This window comes from Comamonas faecalis, from assembly GCF_039538025.1.
GTDB classification, from domain to species: Bacteria; Pseudomonadota; Gammaproteobacteria; order Burkholderiales; family Burkholderiaceae_C; genus Comamonas_C; species Comamonas_C faecalis.
Genome location: NZ_BAABBP010000003.1, coordinates 116,316 through 132,348, shown reverse-complemented (window position 1 = coordinate 132,348; position 16,033 = coordinate 116,316). Strand labels below are relative to the sequence as shown.

Below are 16,033 nucleotides of genomic sequence, written 5' to 3'. Positions count from 1 at the left end.
CAAGGGTTTATCCCTGTATAGGTCATAATCACCCAATATAAACAGGGTATAAATTACCTTTTCGGGTTGTTATGACCATTCATTTCACTGATTTGCCCCCCGCAGTCACCGCGATGGTGCAAATGTTCGTCGACCTGGCCGGCGAGCTGCCCCACGCTGTGCGGCTGCAGCGCATGGTCGAGCTGCTGCGCACGCAGCTGGACTGCGACGCGGTGGCGCTGCTGCGCCTGGAAGAGGACACGCTGCGCCCGGTGGCTGTCTGCGGGCTGGTGCCCGAGGCGCTGCAGCGGCGCTTTTCGCTGGCGCACAACCCACGCCTGGCCACGGTGCTGGCGCGCCACGAGGTCACCAGCTTCGAGCACGACAGCCACCTGCCCGAACCCTTCGACGGCCTGCTCGACGCGCTGGCGGGCAAGCCGCTGCCGGTACACGACTGCATGGGCGTGAGCCTGCACCTGAACGGCCAGCCCTGGGGCGTGCTGACCTTCGAGTCGCTGGATCTGGGCCGGCTGGGGGGCGACGCGCGCCAGCGGGTGGCGCATTGCGTGCCGCTGGTCGAGGCGGTGATCCGCATCGCCCGGCTGGAGCAGGATCTGCGCGCGCTGCGTCTGGCGGCGACAAGCGCCGGCGGCCTGCACCGCGGCGACCTGGCCGCATCGCCGGCCGAGCCGGGCCTGGACGAGCTGGAGATCGTCGGCGAGAGCCCGGCGCTGCAGCGCCTGCTGCACGAGCTGGGCGTGGTCGCGCAGTCGCAGCTGCCGGTGCTGCTGCTGGGCGAGACGGGCGTGGGCAAGGAGCTGTTCGCGCGCCTGCTGCACCAGCGCTCGCCGCGCCACGCGCGAGCGCTGGTGCACGTCAACTGCGCGGCGCTGCCCGAATCGCTGGCCGAGACCGAGCTGTTCGGCCACGTGCGCGGCGCCTTCTCGGGTGCGGTGAGCGACCGCGCCGGCCGCTTCGAGGCGGCCGAGGGCGGCACCCTGTTCCTCGACGAGGTCGGCGAGCTGCCGCTGGCGGTGCAGGCCAAGCTGCTGCGCACGCTGCAGAACGGCGAAATCCAGCGCCTGGGCGCCGACCGCCCGCGCCGTGTGGACGTGCGCGTGATCGCCGCGACCAACCGCAACCTGCACGAGCAGGTGGCCAGCGGCGCCTTCCGCGCCGACCTCTACCACCGCCTGTCGGTCTACCCGGTGCCGATTCCGCCGCTGCGCGAGCGCGGCGCCGACGTGCTGCTGCTGGCCTGGCGCTTTCTGGAGTTGAACCGTGCGCGCCTGGGCCTGCGCGGCCTGCGCCTGTCGCCACAGGCCCAGGCGGCGCTGCGCGACTACCGCTGGCCGGGCAATGTGCGCGAGCTGGAGCACGTGATCAGCCGCGCCACGCTCAAAAGCCTCAGCCGCGGCGCCAACCCGCACGCCATCATCACGCTGGAGGCCGCCCTGCTCGACCTCGATCCGGTCGACACCGCGCCGGCAACGCCCGCCCTCGAACCCGCCTCCGCACGCGCCGAAGCGGCCGCGGCCAGCGCGCCACCACCGCTGGCAAGCACGCTGCGCGACGCAGTCGACAGCTGCCAGCGCCAGGCCATCACCGCGGCGCTGGACCTGCACCAGGGCAATTGGAGCCAGGCGGCGCAGCGGCTGGACGTCGACCCCAGCAACCTGCACAAGCTGGCGCGGCGCCTGGGGCTCAAGCCTGGGCGTTGATCAAGCGCCGGACTCGATGGCCGGATAGAAGTCACGGTCTTCCTGGCGCATGCGCTCATAGACGCGGCGCAGCACGTCGTTGGCCGCCGCGCGAAAGCCCGCCTCGTCGCCACGCACGCGCGCCGGCGTGTTCCAGGCATGGGCAAAGGCGTCGAAGGCGGCGGCAATCGGCCCCATCTCCTGCTGGAAGCGCAGCCCCAGTTGCGCCAGCGCGGCGTTGCCGCTGCGCTGCAGCGACGGGTACAGCGCCTGATCCTCGGCCGCCAGGTGCAGCTTGACGACCGCGCTGAGCGCGACCACCCCCTGCGCAATCGCCGCGGCGTTGTCCTCTACGCCGGTGCGCGTCAGCGCACGCAACCGGTCGATACGCTGGAGGATGTCCACATGGGTGTGCTTGTACTTGTCAATGTTCATACGCTGGGAACCACGTCTTCCGGTCGTCCGTGAGAATGAAAAGCGCTCATTCTGCAGGCATTGACATTTTTTTACATACTCGCGGCAATACCCCTGACGGCAACAGCGCCGTCGCCGGCCCCGGTCAAGGCCATCAACGCCGCGCGCATGGCACGGCCAGGCGCAAGTCGCTACACTGGCGCGCAAACGACAGCAACCCGAGGAGACAGACCATGGACAAGAGCGAGGCCATTGCGCGCCACCCCGCCGACATCGGCAACGACGACATCACCGACGGCATCATGGGCCAGATCCCTATCGTCATTCCGGTGGTCGGCGCACTGGTGATCTTCCTGCTGGCCCTGATCGCCATCGTCGTCGGCTGAGTCACCGTCCGCACCCACCACGGCAACACCGCCTGCCATCCAACGGCCCCGCTTGCGGGGCCGTTGTCATTGCGGCGCCAGCGTCCGCATCTTTATGCAAACATATATTCATGCATTGTTTGCATAGTTTTGGCACCCGGCACAAAGACAAATCCAGGGGCTCTCTCTAAAATCAAATGCTTGGCCTCGTGCAGAGCAAGTCTGCACCCCGCTTGCAGCCGCTTTCTCAAAGGCCTGCGCTCCCCCCTGCATGCTGTGCCCCGCCCGCACGCGCCGGTGCGACGCCCGCCTTTGACAAAACGGTTACCCAACTCCCGAAAGTCCTCCGATGAACGCTCCCTACACGCAAGGCCTGAACCTCCAGGCGCCCGGCTACGTCAAGAACGCCAAACTGATCGCCTGGGTGGCCGACATGGCCGCGCTGTGCAAGCCCGCCCGCATCCACTGGTGCGACGGCTCGCAAGAGGAATACGACCAGCTGTGCCAGCAGTTGGTCGACGCCGGCACCTTCAAGCGCCTGAACCCAGCCAAACGCCCGAACAGCTACCTGGCCTGGTCCGACCCGTCGGACGTGGCGCGCGTCGAAGACCGCACCTTCATCTGCTCCGACAAGAAGGAAGACGCCGGCCCCACCAACAACTGGATGGCGCCGGCCGAGATGCGCGCCACCTTGCAGCCGCTGTTCGACGGCTGCATGGCCGGGCGCACCATGTATGTGGTGCCGTTCTCGATGGGCCCGCTGGGCAGCCCCATCGCCCATGTGGGCGTGGAGCTGTCGGACAGCGCCTATGTCGCCGTCAACATGCGCCTGATGACGCGCATGGGCCGCGCCGTCTACGACGTGATCGGCGCCGAGGGCAAGTTCGTTCCCTGCATGCACACCGTGGGCGCGCCGCTGGCCGCCGGCGAAAAAGACACGACAAGCTGGCCTTGCAACGCCAAGACCAAGTACATCGTCCACTACCCTGAGACGCGCGAGATCTGGAGTTATGGCTCGGGCTACGGCGGCAACGCGCTCTTGGGCAAGAAATGCCTGGCGCTGCGCATTGCCTCCAAGATGGGCCGCGACGAGGGTTGGCTGGCCGAACACATGCTGATCCTTGGCGTGACCAGCCCCGAGGGCAAGAAGTCGCACATCGCCGCCGCCTTCCCCAGCGCCTGCGGCAAGACCAACTTCTCGATGCTGGTGCCGCCCAAGGCCTTCGACGGCTGGAAAGTGACGACGATTGGCGACGACATCGCCTGGATCAAGCCCCAGTCCGACGGCAGCTTGCGCGCCATCAACCCCGAAGCGGGCTACTTCGGCGTGGCTCCCGGCACCAACATGCAGACCAACCCGAACTGCATGCTCAGCCTGAACAAGGACGTCATCTTCACCAACGTCGCACTGACCGACGACGGCGACGTGTGGTGGGAAGGCATGGAAAAAGACACCGGCGTGATGCCCGAGCACCTGATCGACTGGCAGGGCCGGGACTGGACGCCCGAGGACGGCAAGGCCGGGCGCAAGGCAGCGCATGCCAACGCCCGCTTCACCGTCGCCGCGACCAACAACCCGGCGCTCGACGCCGCCTGGGACGACCCGGCCGGCGTGAAGATCGACGCCTTCATTTTCGGCGGACGCCGCTCGACCACGGTGCCGCTGGTGACCGAAGCGCGCAATTGGACCGAGGGCGTGTACATGGCCGCCACCATGGGCAGCGAGACCACGGCTGCCGCCTTTGGCGCGCAGGGCGTGGTGCGCCGCGACCCCTTCGCCATGCTGCCCTTCATCGGTTACAACATGAGCGATTACTTCCAGCACTGGCTGGATCTGGGCGGCAAGATTGCTGCACAGGGCGCGACGCTGCCGCGCATCTACTGCGTGAACTGGTTCCGCAAGGGCGCTGACGGCAAGTTCGTCTGGCCAGGCTACGGCGAAAACATGCGCGTGCTCAAGTGGATGCTCGACCGCATCGAGGGCCAGGCCACCGGCCAGGAAACCGCCTTCGGCATCGCACCCACCTATGGCGAGATCCACTGGCAGGGCCTGGACTTCAGCGCCGCGCAGTACGACAGCGTCACCAGCATCGAGCGCGCCGCCTGGCTCGACGAACTCAAGCTGCACGACGAGCACTTCACCAAGCTGGCCTACCACCTGCCACAGGAGCTGCTGCAGGTACGCGCCCAGCTGGAGCAGCGCCTGCCCGCGGCCTGAAGCGCCTGGGCGGCGTACACGCACGGCCGGCGATATCCCGCGCCGCCGTGCGTGAATGCTGCGCTTGGCTGCACCCACGGCGCTACGATGCGCGCGGCCGGTGGCGCAACGTCGCGCCGCCGCAAGACACCGCATCCCCACCACCCATGAAACTCCTTGTCCCGGTTCTGGCCGCATCGCTGTGCGCTGCGCTGTCCCTGGGCGCGCAGGCCGCGCCCGACGCCTCCGCCGCACCACTGTCCACGATGCAGGGCACGGCCCACTTCCTGGTGCTCGACGCCCAGTCCTACCCACTGCAGGGCACGCAGCTCGCCGGCACCTGCGAGGCATCGGCGGGATCGTTCTGGAAGGCGCAAAAACACAGCGCCCCGTGGCGCTGCACGGTGGATGCCGATGGCGTGTGCGAGGCCACCATCACCACGCTGGCCGACCCCGAGGGCAAGCCGCTGGAATGCCGCGGCACCGAGCGCAGCACCATCACCGAGCCGGGCAAAACGGCCGAAAAGAGCAGCTACCACGCCTTCTTTCCGCGCGGCGTGGCCAGCAGCTACACGCTGATGCAAAAAGGCGACTCGTGGAAGCATGGCGACTACCTGTTCAAGGCAGTCGACAGCCAGCAGGCGTTCGACGCCATGGCGCACCACTGGCGCAAGCGCTATTACGCCGAGCGCCTGGCACGCAGCGGCGATGGTGCAGACGCGCTGGTCAGCACCGAGGCCGCGCACTACATCGAAGACCGCGACTACCCCAACCTCACCTTTCTGTCGGTTCGCGCCGACGCGCCCGACACGGTGCGCGTGACCGCGGTGCTCAGCTACACCGACTACGCGCCGCACCACTACACGCAGGCGCACTTTGACGGTGGCTCGCAAGGCGAGCAGGCGGCCCCCCTGACGCAAGAGCGCGAGAGCACCGTGTGCACCATGCGCGATCTGATGGCGCGTAAATGCTCGTACTACGAAACGCACCACTTCGACATTCCGCTGGCGCTGGCGCGGCAACTGGCCAGCCAGTACCAGCGCGGCGCGCGCACCGACTGGCCACTGCACATCACCAGCGGCAGCGGCCACGACCGCAAGCTGCCCGTGCCCCACGCCGAGTTCGCGGCGCTGGTCGACGCGCTGGGGCGCTGAGAGAACCCGCCTGCGATGCGCATCCAGCTGCTGTCGGATCTGCACCTGGAGGCGCAGCCGCAGTTTGCCGCCAGCCCTGCCGTGGGCGCCGACCTGCTGGTGCTGGCCGGCGACATCGGCTCCTATCAGCGCGGCTCGCGCCTGCAGGATGAGGATTTCGGCCTGGCGCGCTTCTCGCCACTGCCGCAGTACGGCGGCTGGCCCACGCCGGTGGTCTTCGTGCCCGGCAACCACGAATACGACAACCAGGACTTCGACACAGCCCACGCGCGGCTGCGCGCCACCTGCGAGCGGCTGGGCCTGATCTGGTTGGAGCGTGAGAGCGTGGTCATCGACGGCGTACGCTTCATCGGCACCACGCTGTGGAGCGACTTCGAAGCGCTGATCGTGCACGCCGGAATCACCGACCCCGCCCAGCAGCAAGTCCAGCGCGACAAGGCCTGGCGCGCCGCCAACTTCTACCTGTCCAAGACCGGCGGCACGCGCGCCGGCCAGCCATTCCTGGCTCCGCAGGTGCGCGAGCAGTCGCTTCGCTGCCAGCAGTGGCTGCGCCAGGCGCTGGCCCAGCCCTTTGGCGGCCCCACCGTCGCCGTCACCCACTTTGCACCCAGCCTGAGGAGCGCCGACCCGCGCTATGGCCTGGTGCCGGGCACCGCGGGCTTTTGCAACGCACTGGACGACGCGCTCGCGCATGCCGACCTGTGGCTGCACGGCCATCTGCACACACCGTGCGACTACGTGGCCCAGGGCCGACGCGCAGACGCCAGCACCTGGCGCTGCCGCGTGGTGGCCAACCCGCTGGGCTATGGACGCAAGGCGGAGCAACACCTGTTCCGGCCGCACTGCACAATCGACGTATGATTTCCCCTTGGCCGCCATGGTCTTGTGTCCGGCGCGGCTTTCCTTTCTACCTCCTGGAGAATTGGCATGAACATCCTGCTCGCCGTCGACGGCAGTGCCTACACCAAGAAAATGCTGGCCTACCTGGCTGCCAACGAGGAAATGCTGGGCGCAAACCACAGCTATACGGCGATCACGGTCCAGCCCCAGCTGCCGCCGCGCGCCCGCGCCACGTTGAGCAAGGAGGTGCTTGACGAGTTCTACACCGAAGAGTCCGAGAAGGTCATGGCTCCGGTCACCGAGTACATGGCGCGCCACGGCGTCCAGCTCAAGACCATCACCGAAGTGGGCCCGGCCGGCGAGGTCATCGCCAAGGTGGCGCAGCAGGGCAAGTACGACCTGATCGTGATGGGCACGCATGGCCACGGCGCGCTGGGCCGCCTGGTCATGGGCTCGGTGAGCACCCAGGTGCTGGCCAAGTGCGACGTTCCGGTGCTGCTGGTGCGCTGAGCTCCGCGACTCCACCAGGACGCGGGCGCGCTACTGCGTGACCCGCGTGCAATTGGCCTGCGTGCAGTTGAGCAGCCCGTTGAGGCAGGCGTCCATGGCCCAGTCGACGACCTGCGCGTCGCTGTAGCCACCGCGCTCGCGCAGCATCTCCAGCATCGGCCCGCTGGCGCGCGCCAGCAGCGCGCACATCACGACGTCGGCGGGCAGCTCGCTGCGCAGCTGCCCCAGCGCCTGCGCCTGCGCGATCCACTGCAGCGTGCAGGCCTGCACCTGGCCCATCGCAATCAGATAGGACGGGCACGAGCGCACCGCCTGCGCCAACGGCGAATGGCGCGGCGGCAACAGCGGCGGTTCTTCGCACAGCTGCTGCTCCAGCAACCAGCGCAGCAAGGCCTGCAGGCGTTCGAGCGCCGGCATGTCTTCCGGCATGTCCTGCACCTGTTGCAGCAGGCGCTGCACGCCATGGACGATGGCTGCGGTACACAAATCGTCCTTGCCGGAAAAATGCTTGTACAGGCTGGCCTTGGCAATGCCAGCCGAGGCGGCCACCTCGTCGACCGTCATGGTCTCGAAGCCTTTTTCACCCAGCAGGCGGCAGGCGGCCTGCACGATGGCGTCTTCGCGCGCCTGGTGCATCTGCGCCTTGAACGATGGGCGCTCGGACAGCGAGGAGGTGCTCATGGCGTCGATGGTAGAGGCCTTTTCCACCGCAGCGCCGCATGGCGGCAAGAGCCCCCACCGGGCCCAACGTCAATGACCGCCCGCGCTGGCCCGGCCGCTGGCGATAATATGCCCATGCTTTTTCAGACCGTACTGCGCCGCGCCGCAGCCTTGCAGTGACCTCCAGCCTGATCGACGCCCCCTCCCACTCCAGCACTTTCACGACGCGCGCACTGCGCGATGCGCTGGGCATGTTTGCCACCGGCGTGACCATCGTGACCACGCTCACGCCCCAGGGCCAGCCCATCGGCATGACGGCCAGCTCCTTCAACTCGGTGGCGCTGAACCCGCCGCTGGTGCTATGGAGCCTGTCGCAACTGACCGCGTCGATGCCGGTGTTTGCCCAGGCGGGGCATTACGCCATTCATGTGCTGGCCGTCGAGCAGCGCGCGCTGGCCGAGCGCTTCGCCACGCGCGGCATCGACCGCTTTGCCGGCACCGCCTGGCACGAAGGCATGCACGGCCTGCCGATCATCGACGACACTGCGGCGGTCTTCGTCTGCGCCAACCGCAGCCAGTACCCCGAGGGCGACCACACCATCTTCGTCGGCCAGGTCGAGCACTGCAGCCACCGCGCGGGTGCGGCCCCGCTGCTCTACCATGGCGGCATGTTCTACACCGAGCACCCGCTGGGCAGCCTGTCGCCGCGCGCGTCGCGGCCGATGAACAAATAGAGAGGTGCGGCGTCAGCGCGCCGTATCGGGCAGCTCGATCTTGACCTCCAGCACCTCCAGGTCATCCTGGCGCTCGAAGTGCACCTTCAGGTCGTCGGGGTCGATCTTGATGTATTTGGATATCACCGCCACCAGCTCGCGCTGCAGCGCCGGCAGGTAATCGGGCTGGCCGGCACCGCGGCCGCTGCGCTCGTGCGCCAGGATGATTTGCAGCCGCTCCTTGGCGACTGCCGCGGACTTCTTCTTCTCGCCCAGCAAAAAGGACAGCAGGGACATGGCCGCTTACCTCCCGCCGAAGATGCGCTTGAAGAAGCCGGGCCTGGCCGCATCAGTGAAGCGCATCGGCCGCTCCTCGCCCAGAAAGCGCGCAACCACGTCGCCATAGGCCTCGGCCACGTCGCTGCCCTTGAGGTGGATCGCCGGCAAGCCCTGGTTGGACGCCTGCAGCACGCTCTCTGACTCCGGGATCACACCAATCAACTTGATGCGCAGAATGTCCTGTATGTCCTCCAGGCTGAGCATCTGCCCGTCCTCGACGCGGCTGGGGTTGTAGCGCGTGATCAGGAGATGCTCCTTGATCGGCTCGCCGCCCTCGCTCGCGCGGCGCGTCTTGCTCGCCAGCATGCCGAGGATGCGGTCGGAGTCGCGCACGCTGGACACCTCGGGATTGGTCACCAGCAGCGCCTCGTCGGCAAAGTGCATGGCCAGCAGCGCGCCGCTCTCGATGCCGGCGGGCGAGTCGCAGACGATGTAGTCGAAACCCATCTCCGCCAGGTCCTTGAGCACCTTCTCCACGCCTTCGAGGGTCAGCGCGTCCTTGTCACGCGTCTGGCTGGCGGCCAGCACGAACAGGTTGTCGCACTGCTTGTCCTTGATCAGCGCCTGATTGAGGTTGGCCTCGCCCTGGATGACGTTGATGAAGTCGTAGACCACGCGGCGCTCGCAGCCCATGATCAGGTCGAGGTTGCGCAGGCCGACGTCGAAATCGATGACGGCGGTCTTGTGGCCGGCAAGCGCCAGGCCCGAGGCGAACGCGGCGCTGGTGGTGGTCTTGCCCACCCCCCCCTTGCCGGAGGTGACGACGACGATTTTGGCCATGGGTGCGGTTTCCTTAAGCAGTCTGTCTCAGTGTGAAGTCAAAGCGGCTCGATGACGAGTTTCTCGCCCTCCAGGCGCACCTGGGCGGGCTTGCCGCGCACGTTGTCGGGCAGCGCATTTTCGCTGGTGCGGTACATGCCGGCGATGGACACCAGCTGCGCCTCCAGGCAGGTGGCGAAGATGCGCGCATCGGCATTGCCGCGCGCACCGGCCATCGCCCGGCCGCGCAGCGGCGCGTAGACGTGAATGTTGCCGTCGGCGATCACCTCGGCGCCAAAGCTGACCATGGCCAGCACGATCAGGTCGCCGCCGCGCGCATAGACCTGCTGGCCCGAGCGCAGCGGCTTGTCGACGACCAGCGTCGGCGTGCCGACCGCCACTTCGCGCACCACCTCGACCTCGTGGATCACTTCGCGTACCACTGGCTGGGCGGGCGCCGTGCGCCCTTGCGGCGCGTCGGGAGCGGCGATCAGCCCGGCTTCGTGCGCCGCCTGCATTTGCGCGCCGTTGCCGCCGCGCACCGCCACCGGACGCGTGCGGTAGCTGCGCAGCGCGGCGATGAGTGCGGGAAAGTCGATCGGCCCGGGCGCGTCGTGAACCAGGCCGAGGTCGATCAGCACCGGGTCGTTGTCGAAGAAGTCAGCCTCGCCTCCCAGGCGCTGCGCAAGCTCCTGGGCGATCTCCTGCACGTCGGTGGACTTGAGCGCAACGGCCACCACGGGCAGCTGGGCGCTTTTCAGGTCAAAACTGGCGCGGGCTTGCCCCGCGGATTCAACGGGCATGGAGACGATGGGAAGGTAGAGGGCGCAAAACGCGCAAGTTTACCTTGCACCGTCCCTCTGGCCTCGCCCCCTGGGTGTAACCAAATGACCGCCAGGCCAGCCCACGACCGCCTGCCACGGCGGTGCAGTAGCGGGGGCGACCGGCGCCACCCGGCAAGCGCATCACAATGGCGCCCCATGCCCTCCGCCCGCAAAAACCACCTTGACACCCGCGCCGCCGCCCTGCTGCTCGCCTGCTGCCTGTTCTGGGGCTTTCAGCAGGTGCTGGTCAAGGCCACGGTGACCGAGGTGGCGCCCGTCTACCAGGCCTTCTGGCGTTTTGCGCTGGGCACGCTGGCACTGTGGCTGTGGTGCCGCAGCCGCGGCGTGTCTCTGGCCGGCAACGACGAGCCGCCCGGTGTGTGGCGCTGGGGGCTTCTGGCCGGCGCGCTGTTTGCCAGCGAGTTTGCGCTGCTGTTCATCGGCATGCAGTACACGGGCGCGTCGCGCCTGACCGTGTTTCTGTACTGCTCGCCGTTCTGGGTGGCGCTGGTGCTGCCGCACTTCGTTGCCGCCGAGCGGCTGCGCCGCGTCCAGTGGCTGGGCCTGGTATGCGCCTTCGTCGGTGTGCTGCTGGCGCTGGGCGATGGCCTGTTCGGCTCCGCGCAGCCGGACAGCACCTGGCTGGGCGATGCCCTGGGCCTGGCCGCCGGCCTGCTGTGGGGGTTGACCACCGTGGTGCTGCGCGCCTCACCGCTGGCGCAGGCGCGGCCGGCGCGCCAGCTGCTGATGCAGATGGGTGTGAGCGCAGCGGTGCTGCCGCTGCTGTCGCTGCTGCTGGGCGAGCCCTGGCAGATCGATTTCAGCGCGTTTGCCTGGACGTCGCTGCTGATCCAGGGCCTGGGCGGCTTCGTCAGCTACCTGTTGTGGATGTGGATGCTGACGCACTACCCAGCCACGCGGCTGTCGGCCTTTGTGTTTCTCACGCCGGTATTCACGCTGCTGATCGGCGCGTCGTGGCTGGGCGAGCCCATCACGCTAGCGCTGGTCGCCGCGCTGGCGCTGGTCGCCGTCGGCATCGTGCTGGTCAACCGGCGCGGCTGAGCGCCCTCAACAAAAGCGCAGCGGGCGCTTTCACTGGAAACGCGGTGCGCGTTTCTCGATGAAGGCGGTGACGGCCTCGCGGTGGTCGGCCGTCTTGTGCGCCACCGCCTGGCAGGCGGCCGACAGTTCCAGCACGCTGGCCAGCGTGGCGCCCTGGCCCTCGCGCAGCAGGCGCTTGGTCATGCGCATCACGGCGCCGGGGTTTGCGGCGATCTTTGCGGCCAGCGCGCGGGCCGTGGGCAGCAGCTCGGCGGGCGGCACGACGCGGCTGACCAGGCCGCAGGCCAGCGCCTCCTGGGCGTTGATGGCCTCGCCGGTGAACGCCATCTCGCTGGCCTTGGCCATGCCGACGGCACGCGGCAGCAGCCAGGCGCCGCCGTCGCCGGGGACGATGCCCACGCGCACAAAGCTCTCGGCAAACGTTGCCGTCTCGCTGGCGATGCGGATGTCGCACATGCAGGTCAGGTCCAGCCCCGCGCCGATGGCCGGGCCATTGACCGCGCAGATCACCGGCACGTCCAGCTGCTGCATGGCCAGCGGTATCTGCTGAATGCCCTGGCGGTATTCCTCGCGGATCAGGTCGGGCGTGAGCGCGTCGTCAAAAAACCGCTTCATGTCCTTGACGTTGCCGCCCGAGCTGAAGATGGGGCCGGCACCGGTGAGGATGACGACTTTGACGCTGGCGTCGCGGCGCAGGTCGTCGCACAGCTGGACGAACTCGGCCACCGCCGTGTTGCCGGTCAGCGCGTTGCGCGTCTCGGGCTGGTTCATGGTGACGGTGAGGATGGCGCCGTCGCGCTCCAGGGTGAGAAAGGCCATAGGTGGTTCTCCGTTAGCAAAAAAGAGGCTGCCGGCGCCTGCTGTTCAGGGTCACAGCACGGGCAGCCACGGTTTCAAGGCAAGGCTTCCACGTCGGTAATGCGCCGCACCATGTCCAGCGTCAGCCCCTCGTGCTCCAGCAGCGCCCGGCCGGCCACGTCGTGCCACCAGGACTCGCTGCCCGCGCTCTGGCGCCAGGCGTGCAGGCGGCGCGTGAACAGCTGCAGGTCGTATTCGGCGGTAAAGCCGATGGCGCCGTGGATTGAATGCGCCAGTTCGCTGACGGCCAGCGCCGCCTCGCTGCAGCGCGCCTTGGCGGTGGCCACGCGCAGCAAGTCGGGCAAATGGTTGGGCACCGCGCCCGCGCCGCTGCAGCCCAGCTGCGCCGCCATGCGCGCGGCGAACACATGCTCGCTCATCACGGCCAGCTGGTGCTGTATGGCCTGGAACTTGCCGATCGGGCGGCCGAACTGCTGGCGCTCGTTGGCGTATTGCAGCGTGCGCTGGAACACGCTGGCCAGCGCGCCGGCCATCTGCGGCGCAAGCACCGCGGCCTGCAGCGTGCGCGCGTCGGCATCCACGGCGATGCGGATCGCGGCCTGCACCTGCGCGGCCGTCCATGTGAACGCCGCATCGAGCGCCAGCGCCTGGGGCGATTCCTGCGCTCCGGCCACGGGCAGCAAGCGCCATTCACCACCCGCCTGCGCCTGCACCAGCACCGACGCCGCCACGCGCCCGCCGCGCACCAGGGCGCAGCGCAGGCCGCCATCTGCCAGCCGCTCGCCACGCGCCAGCGCAATCGCGCCTTCGGGCCGGACTGCGCCAGCGGCGGCGAGCAGCGCGCACGCCACCAGGGTGTCGGCCAGCGGCAGCGGCAGCGCGTGGGCGCCGCACTGCTCCAGCACGCCAAAGACCTGGGACAGGCCCAGGCCCGCGCCGCCGTCGGCCTCGCTCAGCAGCGCATCGGCCAGGCCCGTTGCTTCCAGTTGCGCCCACAGCGCGGCCGCCTCGGGCGCGGCGCGACCACCGGCTTCGATGGCGCGCACGACGGCGGGCGTGCATTCGGCCGCCAGCAGCTGGCGGGCCGCGTCGGCAAAGAGATCGTTGTCTTGGCTCATGTTGCGTGCCTCCGTTTCAGCGCAAGCCCAGGCCACGCGCAATCATGCCGCGCAGGATGTCGCGCGTACCGCCGCGCAGCGAGAACGAGGGCGAGGCCTCGGTGATGTACTTGAGCGTCATGAGCAGCTCCACGGGAACGTCCTGCGCGTCGCGCGCGAACAGGTCGTCGGCAATCGCCGCGGGAATCATCTGCTCCAGCGTGGTGCCCAGCTCCTTGACCAGCGCGGCTTCGACGATGGGGCTTTGCCCGCGCACCAGCTTTTCCTGGATCGCCACCGACATGGCGCGCAGGGGGCTGAGCTGCGTGAGCACCTTGCCAGCCAGGCGCACCGCCGCATCCGTGCGCCCCTGCGGTGTGCGCACATACTGAAGCCACTGGTCGAACAGCACGATGGAAGAGAACAGCCGCTCGGGTCCACTGCGCTCGAAGGCGAGCTCGGCCGTCACCTGGCTCCAGCCCTGGCCCTCGGCGCCGATCAGCGCATCGGCGTCCAACTGCACGTTGTCGAAGAACACCTCGCAGAAATGGCTGTCGCCCGACAAATCCTCGATGGGGCGCACCGTGACGCCCGGCAGCTGCAGATCGACGATGACCTGCGAGAGCCCCTTGTGCCGATCCTCGCTGCTGCCGGAAGTGCGCACCAGCGCGATCATGTACCGGCAGTGGTGGGCGTTGGTGGTCCAGATCTTCTGGCCATTGAGCACAAAGCCCTTGTCGTTGGGCGTGGCGCGCGTCTTCACGCTGGCCAGGTCCGAGCCGGAATTGGGCTCGCTCATGCCGATGCAGAAAAACGCCTCGCCGCGGCAGACCTGGGGGATGTAGAAGCGCTTCTGCGCCTCGGTGCCGTATTTCAGGATCAGCGGCGCGCTCTGGCGGTCGGCAATCCAGTGCGAACCCACGGGCGCGCCGCAGGCCAGGTATTCCTCGACCAGCACATAGCGCGTAAAGGCGCTGCGCCCGCCGCCGCCGTATTCCCTGGGCAGGGTCACGCCTATCCAGCCCTTTTGCCCCAGCTTGCGGCTCAACTCGGCGCTGTAGCCGCCCCAGGAGCGAGCGCGGATATGAGCGGGCAAGCTCTTGGTCGCCTCGGCGAGAAAAGCGCGCACCTCGGCGCGCAGCGCCTCGTCCTCGGGCGGGATGGTGGTGAGCGAGAGAGATTGCAAGGTCGACATGAAAGAAACGCAGCAACAGCGCCAGAGCGACGCCCAAACCACTGTAGTCAGCCGCTTGCGTGATGTCTAATATTAAAAAACCTGTTTTCAATATCGTTTGAATATCGACATGAACCTGCGCCAACTCCAGCAGTTCGTCACCCTGGCCGAGACGGGCAACTTTCACCGCGCGGCCGAAAAGCTGTTCATGGCGCAGCCGCCGCTGTCGGTGTCGATACGCAAACTCGAAGGTGAACTGGCGTGCGAGCTGTTCGAGCGCACCACCACTGGCGTGCTGCTGACCGCCGCGGGCCATGCCATGCTGGCCGACGCGCGCCTGGCGCTGGCGCACGCGCAGCGCTGCCGCCAGGCAGTGCAGGACGCGCGCGAGGGCGAGGGCGGCGTGGTGCGCCTGGGCTTTGTCGGCACGGCCACGTTTGCGCTGCTGCCGGCGCTGATTCCGTCGCTGCGCCAGCACCTGCCCAAGATCCGGCTGGAGCTGACCGAGGCGACGACCAGCGAGATTTTGCAAGGATTGCTCGAGCGGCGCTTCGACGCCGGCCTGCTGCGCTACCCGCTGCCCGACCCGGCGGGCTTTGACGTGCTGGCGCTCGAACGCGACGCATTCGTGCTGGCCGTGAGCACGCACAGCGCGCTGGCCGCGCACGACGCCATTGCGCTGAGCGCTGCGGCGCACGAACCCTTCATCATGTACCCGCACGGCCCGGTGCCGGGGCTGGCCGCGCTGGCGCAGATGCGCTGCCAGTTCTCGGGCTTTGTGCCGCGCGTGACGCAGGAAGCCATGCAGGTGCAGACCATTTTGAGCCTGGTGGCCGCCGGCCTGGGCGTAGCGCTGGTCGCCGGCGTGGCCCAGCGCGTTTTGCCCGCCGGCGTGAAATGCCTGCGCCTCACAGACAACCCCGCCGGCTTTCACCTGGGCATTGCGCTGGCGCGCCTGGCAGGCGAACCCAACCGCGTGGTGCAGCGCTTTGCCGAGCACGCACTGCACTGCGCCAGCGCGGCCCACGCGCAAGGCGGAAGCTGAGGGGCGACGATCCGTCCCAGACGGTTATCCCGGCCGCTGCTCGTCCAGGCTGGTGATGGCGTAGCCCTTGTCGCGCAGCTGCTGCCCGGGCTGCTCTATGCCCAGCTCGGGCCAGCGCTTGGCCTCTTCGTTGAGGTCTTTGCCCTGGGCATGGCGCTCCCAGTCCAGGTTGGTGACCTCCTGGGGTAGCACTTTGTTCTCGGGCACGACCAGGTAGGAGAAGCGCCCCTGGGCCTCGGCTCGGCGATAGATGTCCACACGCATGTCAGATCCTCGATCAAGAGAGAGCCATCACTCTACCCCTCACCCTCCAATCGCGGCACACAAACCATGCCAGTGCCGCGTCCCCTTCACGCCAATGGCGCGGAAACCCCAGGCCCAA

The 16,033-nt window shown here is 68.1% G+C and carries 18 protein-coding genes; 9 read left to right on the top strand and 9 right to left on the bottom strand.

Annotated features, from left to right (window positions below; all coding sequences use genetic code 11):
• Positions 1 to 71: 71 nt before the first annotated feature.
• Entirely contained in the window at positions 72 to 1,700 is a 1,629-nt protein-coding gene (gene norR, locus ABD767_RS02880) for a nitric oxide reductase transcriptional regulator NorR (protein ID WP_103044206.1), read from the top strand.
• On the opposite strand, the gene ABD767_RS02875 is transcribed toward norR, so the two are convergent.
• A complete protein-coding gene (locus tag ABD767_RS02875) occupies positions 1,701 to 2,114 on the bottom strand; it encodes a hemerythrin domain-containing protein (protein ID WP_103044207.1) in 414 nt (137 codons plus the stop codon). It abuts the gene before it with no gap.
• A gap of 212 nt (positions 2,115 to 2,326) precedes the next feature.
• Here ABD767_RS02875 and ABD767_RS02870 point away from each other — a divergent pair, with 212 nt between their 5' ends.
• From ABD767_RS02870 to ABD767_RS02850, 5 genes are all read left to right on the top strand, one after another.
• Positions 2,327 to 2,479: a hypothetical protein gene (locus ABD767_RS02870; protein WP_344868111.1), complete on the top strand. Its 153-nt coding sequence runs from the start codon at positions 2,327 to 2,329 to the stop codon at positions 2,477 to 2,479.
• 328 nt (positions 2,480 to 2,807) lie between these two features.
• Positions 2,808 to 4,676 (top strand): phosphoenolpyruvate carboxykinase (GTP), encoded by a 1,869-nt coding sequence (locus tag ABD767_RS02865; protein WP_344868109.1) that lies wholly within the window; start codon positions 2,808 to 2,810, stop codon positions 4,674 to 4,676.
• 146 nt (positions 4,677 to 4,822) lie between these two features.
• Positions 4,823 to 5,809 (top strand): hypothetical protein, encoded by a 987-nt coding sequence (locus ABD767_RS02860; protein ID WP_103044209.1) that lies wholly within the window; start codon positions 4,823 to 4,825, stop codon positions 5,807 to 5,809.
• Positions 5,810 to 5,824: 15 nt separating this feature from the next.
• Positions 5,825 to 6,670 (top strand): metallophosphoesterase, encoded by an 846-nt coding sequence (locus tag ABD767_RS02855; RefSeq protein ID WP_103044210.1) that lies wholly within the window; start codon positions 5,825 to 5,827, stop codon positions 6,668 to 6,670.
• 66 nt (positions 6,671 to 6,736) lie between these two features.
• Entirely contained in the window at positions 6,737 to 7,159 is a 423-nt protein-coding gene (locus ABD767_RS02850) for a universal stress protein (protein WP_103044211.1), read from the top strand.
• A gap of 30 nt (positions 7,160 to 7,189) precedes the next feature.
• Here ABD767_RS02850 and ABD767_RS02845 read toward each other — a convergent pair whose 3' ends face one another.
• Positions 7,190 to 7,840, bottom strand: a complete 651-nt coding sequence (locus ABD767_RS02845) for a TetR/AcrR family transcriptional regulator (protein ID WP_344868107.1) — start codon at positions 7,838 to 7,840, stop codon at positions 7,190 to 7,192.
• A 155-nt stretch (positions 7,841 to 7,995) separates the two neighbouring features.
• Between ABD767_RS02845 and ABD767_RS02840 the strand changes: the two genes are divergently transcribed.
• Complete coding sequence (locus ABD767_RS02840) at positions 7,996 to 8,553, top strand: flavin reductase family protein (RefSeq protein ID WP_344868105.1); 558 nt, start codon at positions 7,996 to 7,998, stop codon at positions 8,551 to 8,553.
• Between the two features lie 12 nt (positions 8,554 to 8,565).
• On the opposite strand, the gene minE is transcribed toward ABD767_RS02840, so the two are convergent.
• The 3 genes from minE to minC are packed head-to-tail and all read right to left on the bottom strand — an operon-like array spanning position 8,566 to position 10,433.
• Positions 8,566 to 8,829, bottom strand: a complete 264-nt coding sequence (gene minE / locus ABD767_RS02835; RefSeq protein ID WP_103044212.1) for a cell division topological specificity factor MinE — start codon at positions 8,827 to 8,829, stop codon at positions 8,566 to 8,568.
• Positions 8,830 to 8,835: 6 nt separating this feature from the next.
• Positions 8,836 to 9,651, bottom strand: a complete 816-nt coding sequence (minD, locus tag ABD767_RS02830; RefSeq protein WP_103044213.1) for a septum site-determining protein MinD — start codon at positions 9,649 to 9,651, stop codon at positions 8,836 to 8,838.
• 38 nt (positions 9,652 to 9,689) lie between these two features.
• Entirely contained in the window at positions 9,690 to 10,433 is a 744-nt protein-coding gene (gene minC / locus ABD767_RS02825; protein ID WP_103044214.1) for a septum site-determining protein MinC, read from the bottom strand.
• Between the two features lie 177 nt (positions 10,434 to 10,610).
• Here minC and ABD767_RS02820 point away from each other — a divergent pair, with 177 nt between their 5' ends.
• Entirely contained in the window at positions 10,611 to 11,516 is a 906-nt protein-coding gene (locus tag ABD767_RS02820; RefSeq protein WP_103044215.1) for an EamA family transporter, read from the top strand.
• Positions 11,517 to 11,546: 30 nt separating this feature from the next.
• On the opposite strand, the gene ABD767_RS02815 is transcribed toward ABD767_RS02820, so the two are convergent.
• The 3 genes from ABD767_RS02815 to ABD767_RS02805 all read right to left on the bottom strand — a co-directional run bounded on the left by ABD767_RS02815 (position 11,547) and on the right by ABD767_RS02805 (position 14,627).
• Positions 11,547 to 12,335, bottom strand: coding sequence for a crotonase/enoyl-CoA hydratase family protein (locus ABD767_RS02815; protein ID WP_103044216.1), 789 nt, complete (start codon positions 12,333 to 12,335; stop codon positions 11,547 to 11,549).
• Between the two features lie 74 nt (positions 12,336 to 12,409).
• Positions 12,410 to 13,453, bottom strand: coding sequence for an acyl-CoA dehydrogenase family protein (locus ABD767_RS02810; RefSeq protein WP_103044217.1), 1,044 nt, complete (start codon positions 13,451 to 13,453; stop codon positions 12,410 to 12,412).
• A gap of 16 nt (positions 13,454 to 13,469) precedes the next feature.
• On the bottom strand, positions 13,470 to 14,627 hold the full coding sequence (locus tag ABD767_RS02805) for an acyl-CoA dehydrogenase family protein (protein WP_103044218.1): 1,158 nt from the start codon (positions 14,625 to 14,627) through the stop codon (positions 13,470 to 13,472).
• A gap of 109 nt (positions 14,628 to 14,736) precedes the next feature.
• On the opposite strand from ABD767_RS02805, the gene ABD767_RS02800 reads away from it, so the two are divergent.
• Positions 14,737 to 15,651, top strand: a complete 915-nt coding sequence (locus tag ABD767_RS02800) for a LysR substrate-binding domain-containing protein (protein ID WP_103044219.1) — start codon at positions 14,737 to 14,739, stop codon at positions 15,649 to 15,651.
• Positions 15,652 to 15,675: 24 nt separating this feature from the next.
• Here ABD767_RS02800 and ABD767_RS02795 read toward each other — a convergent pair whose 3' ends face one another.
• Positions 15,676 to 15,915, bottom strand: coding sequence for a DUF6139 family protein (locus ABD767_RS02795; RefSeq protein ID WP_103044220.1), 240 nt, complete (start codon positions 15,913 to 15,915; stop codon positions 15,676 to 15,678).
• Positions 15,916 to 16,033 lie beyond the last annotated feature (118 nt).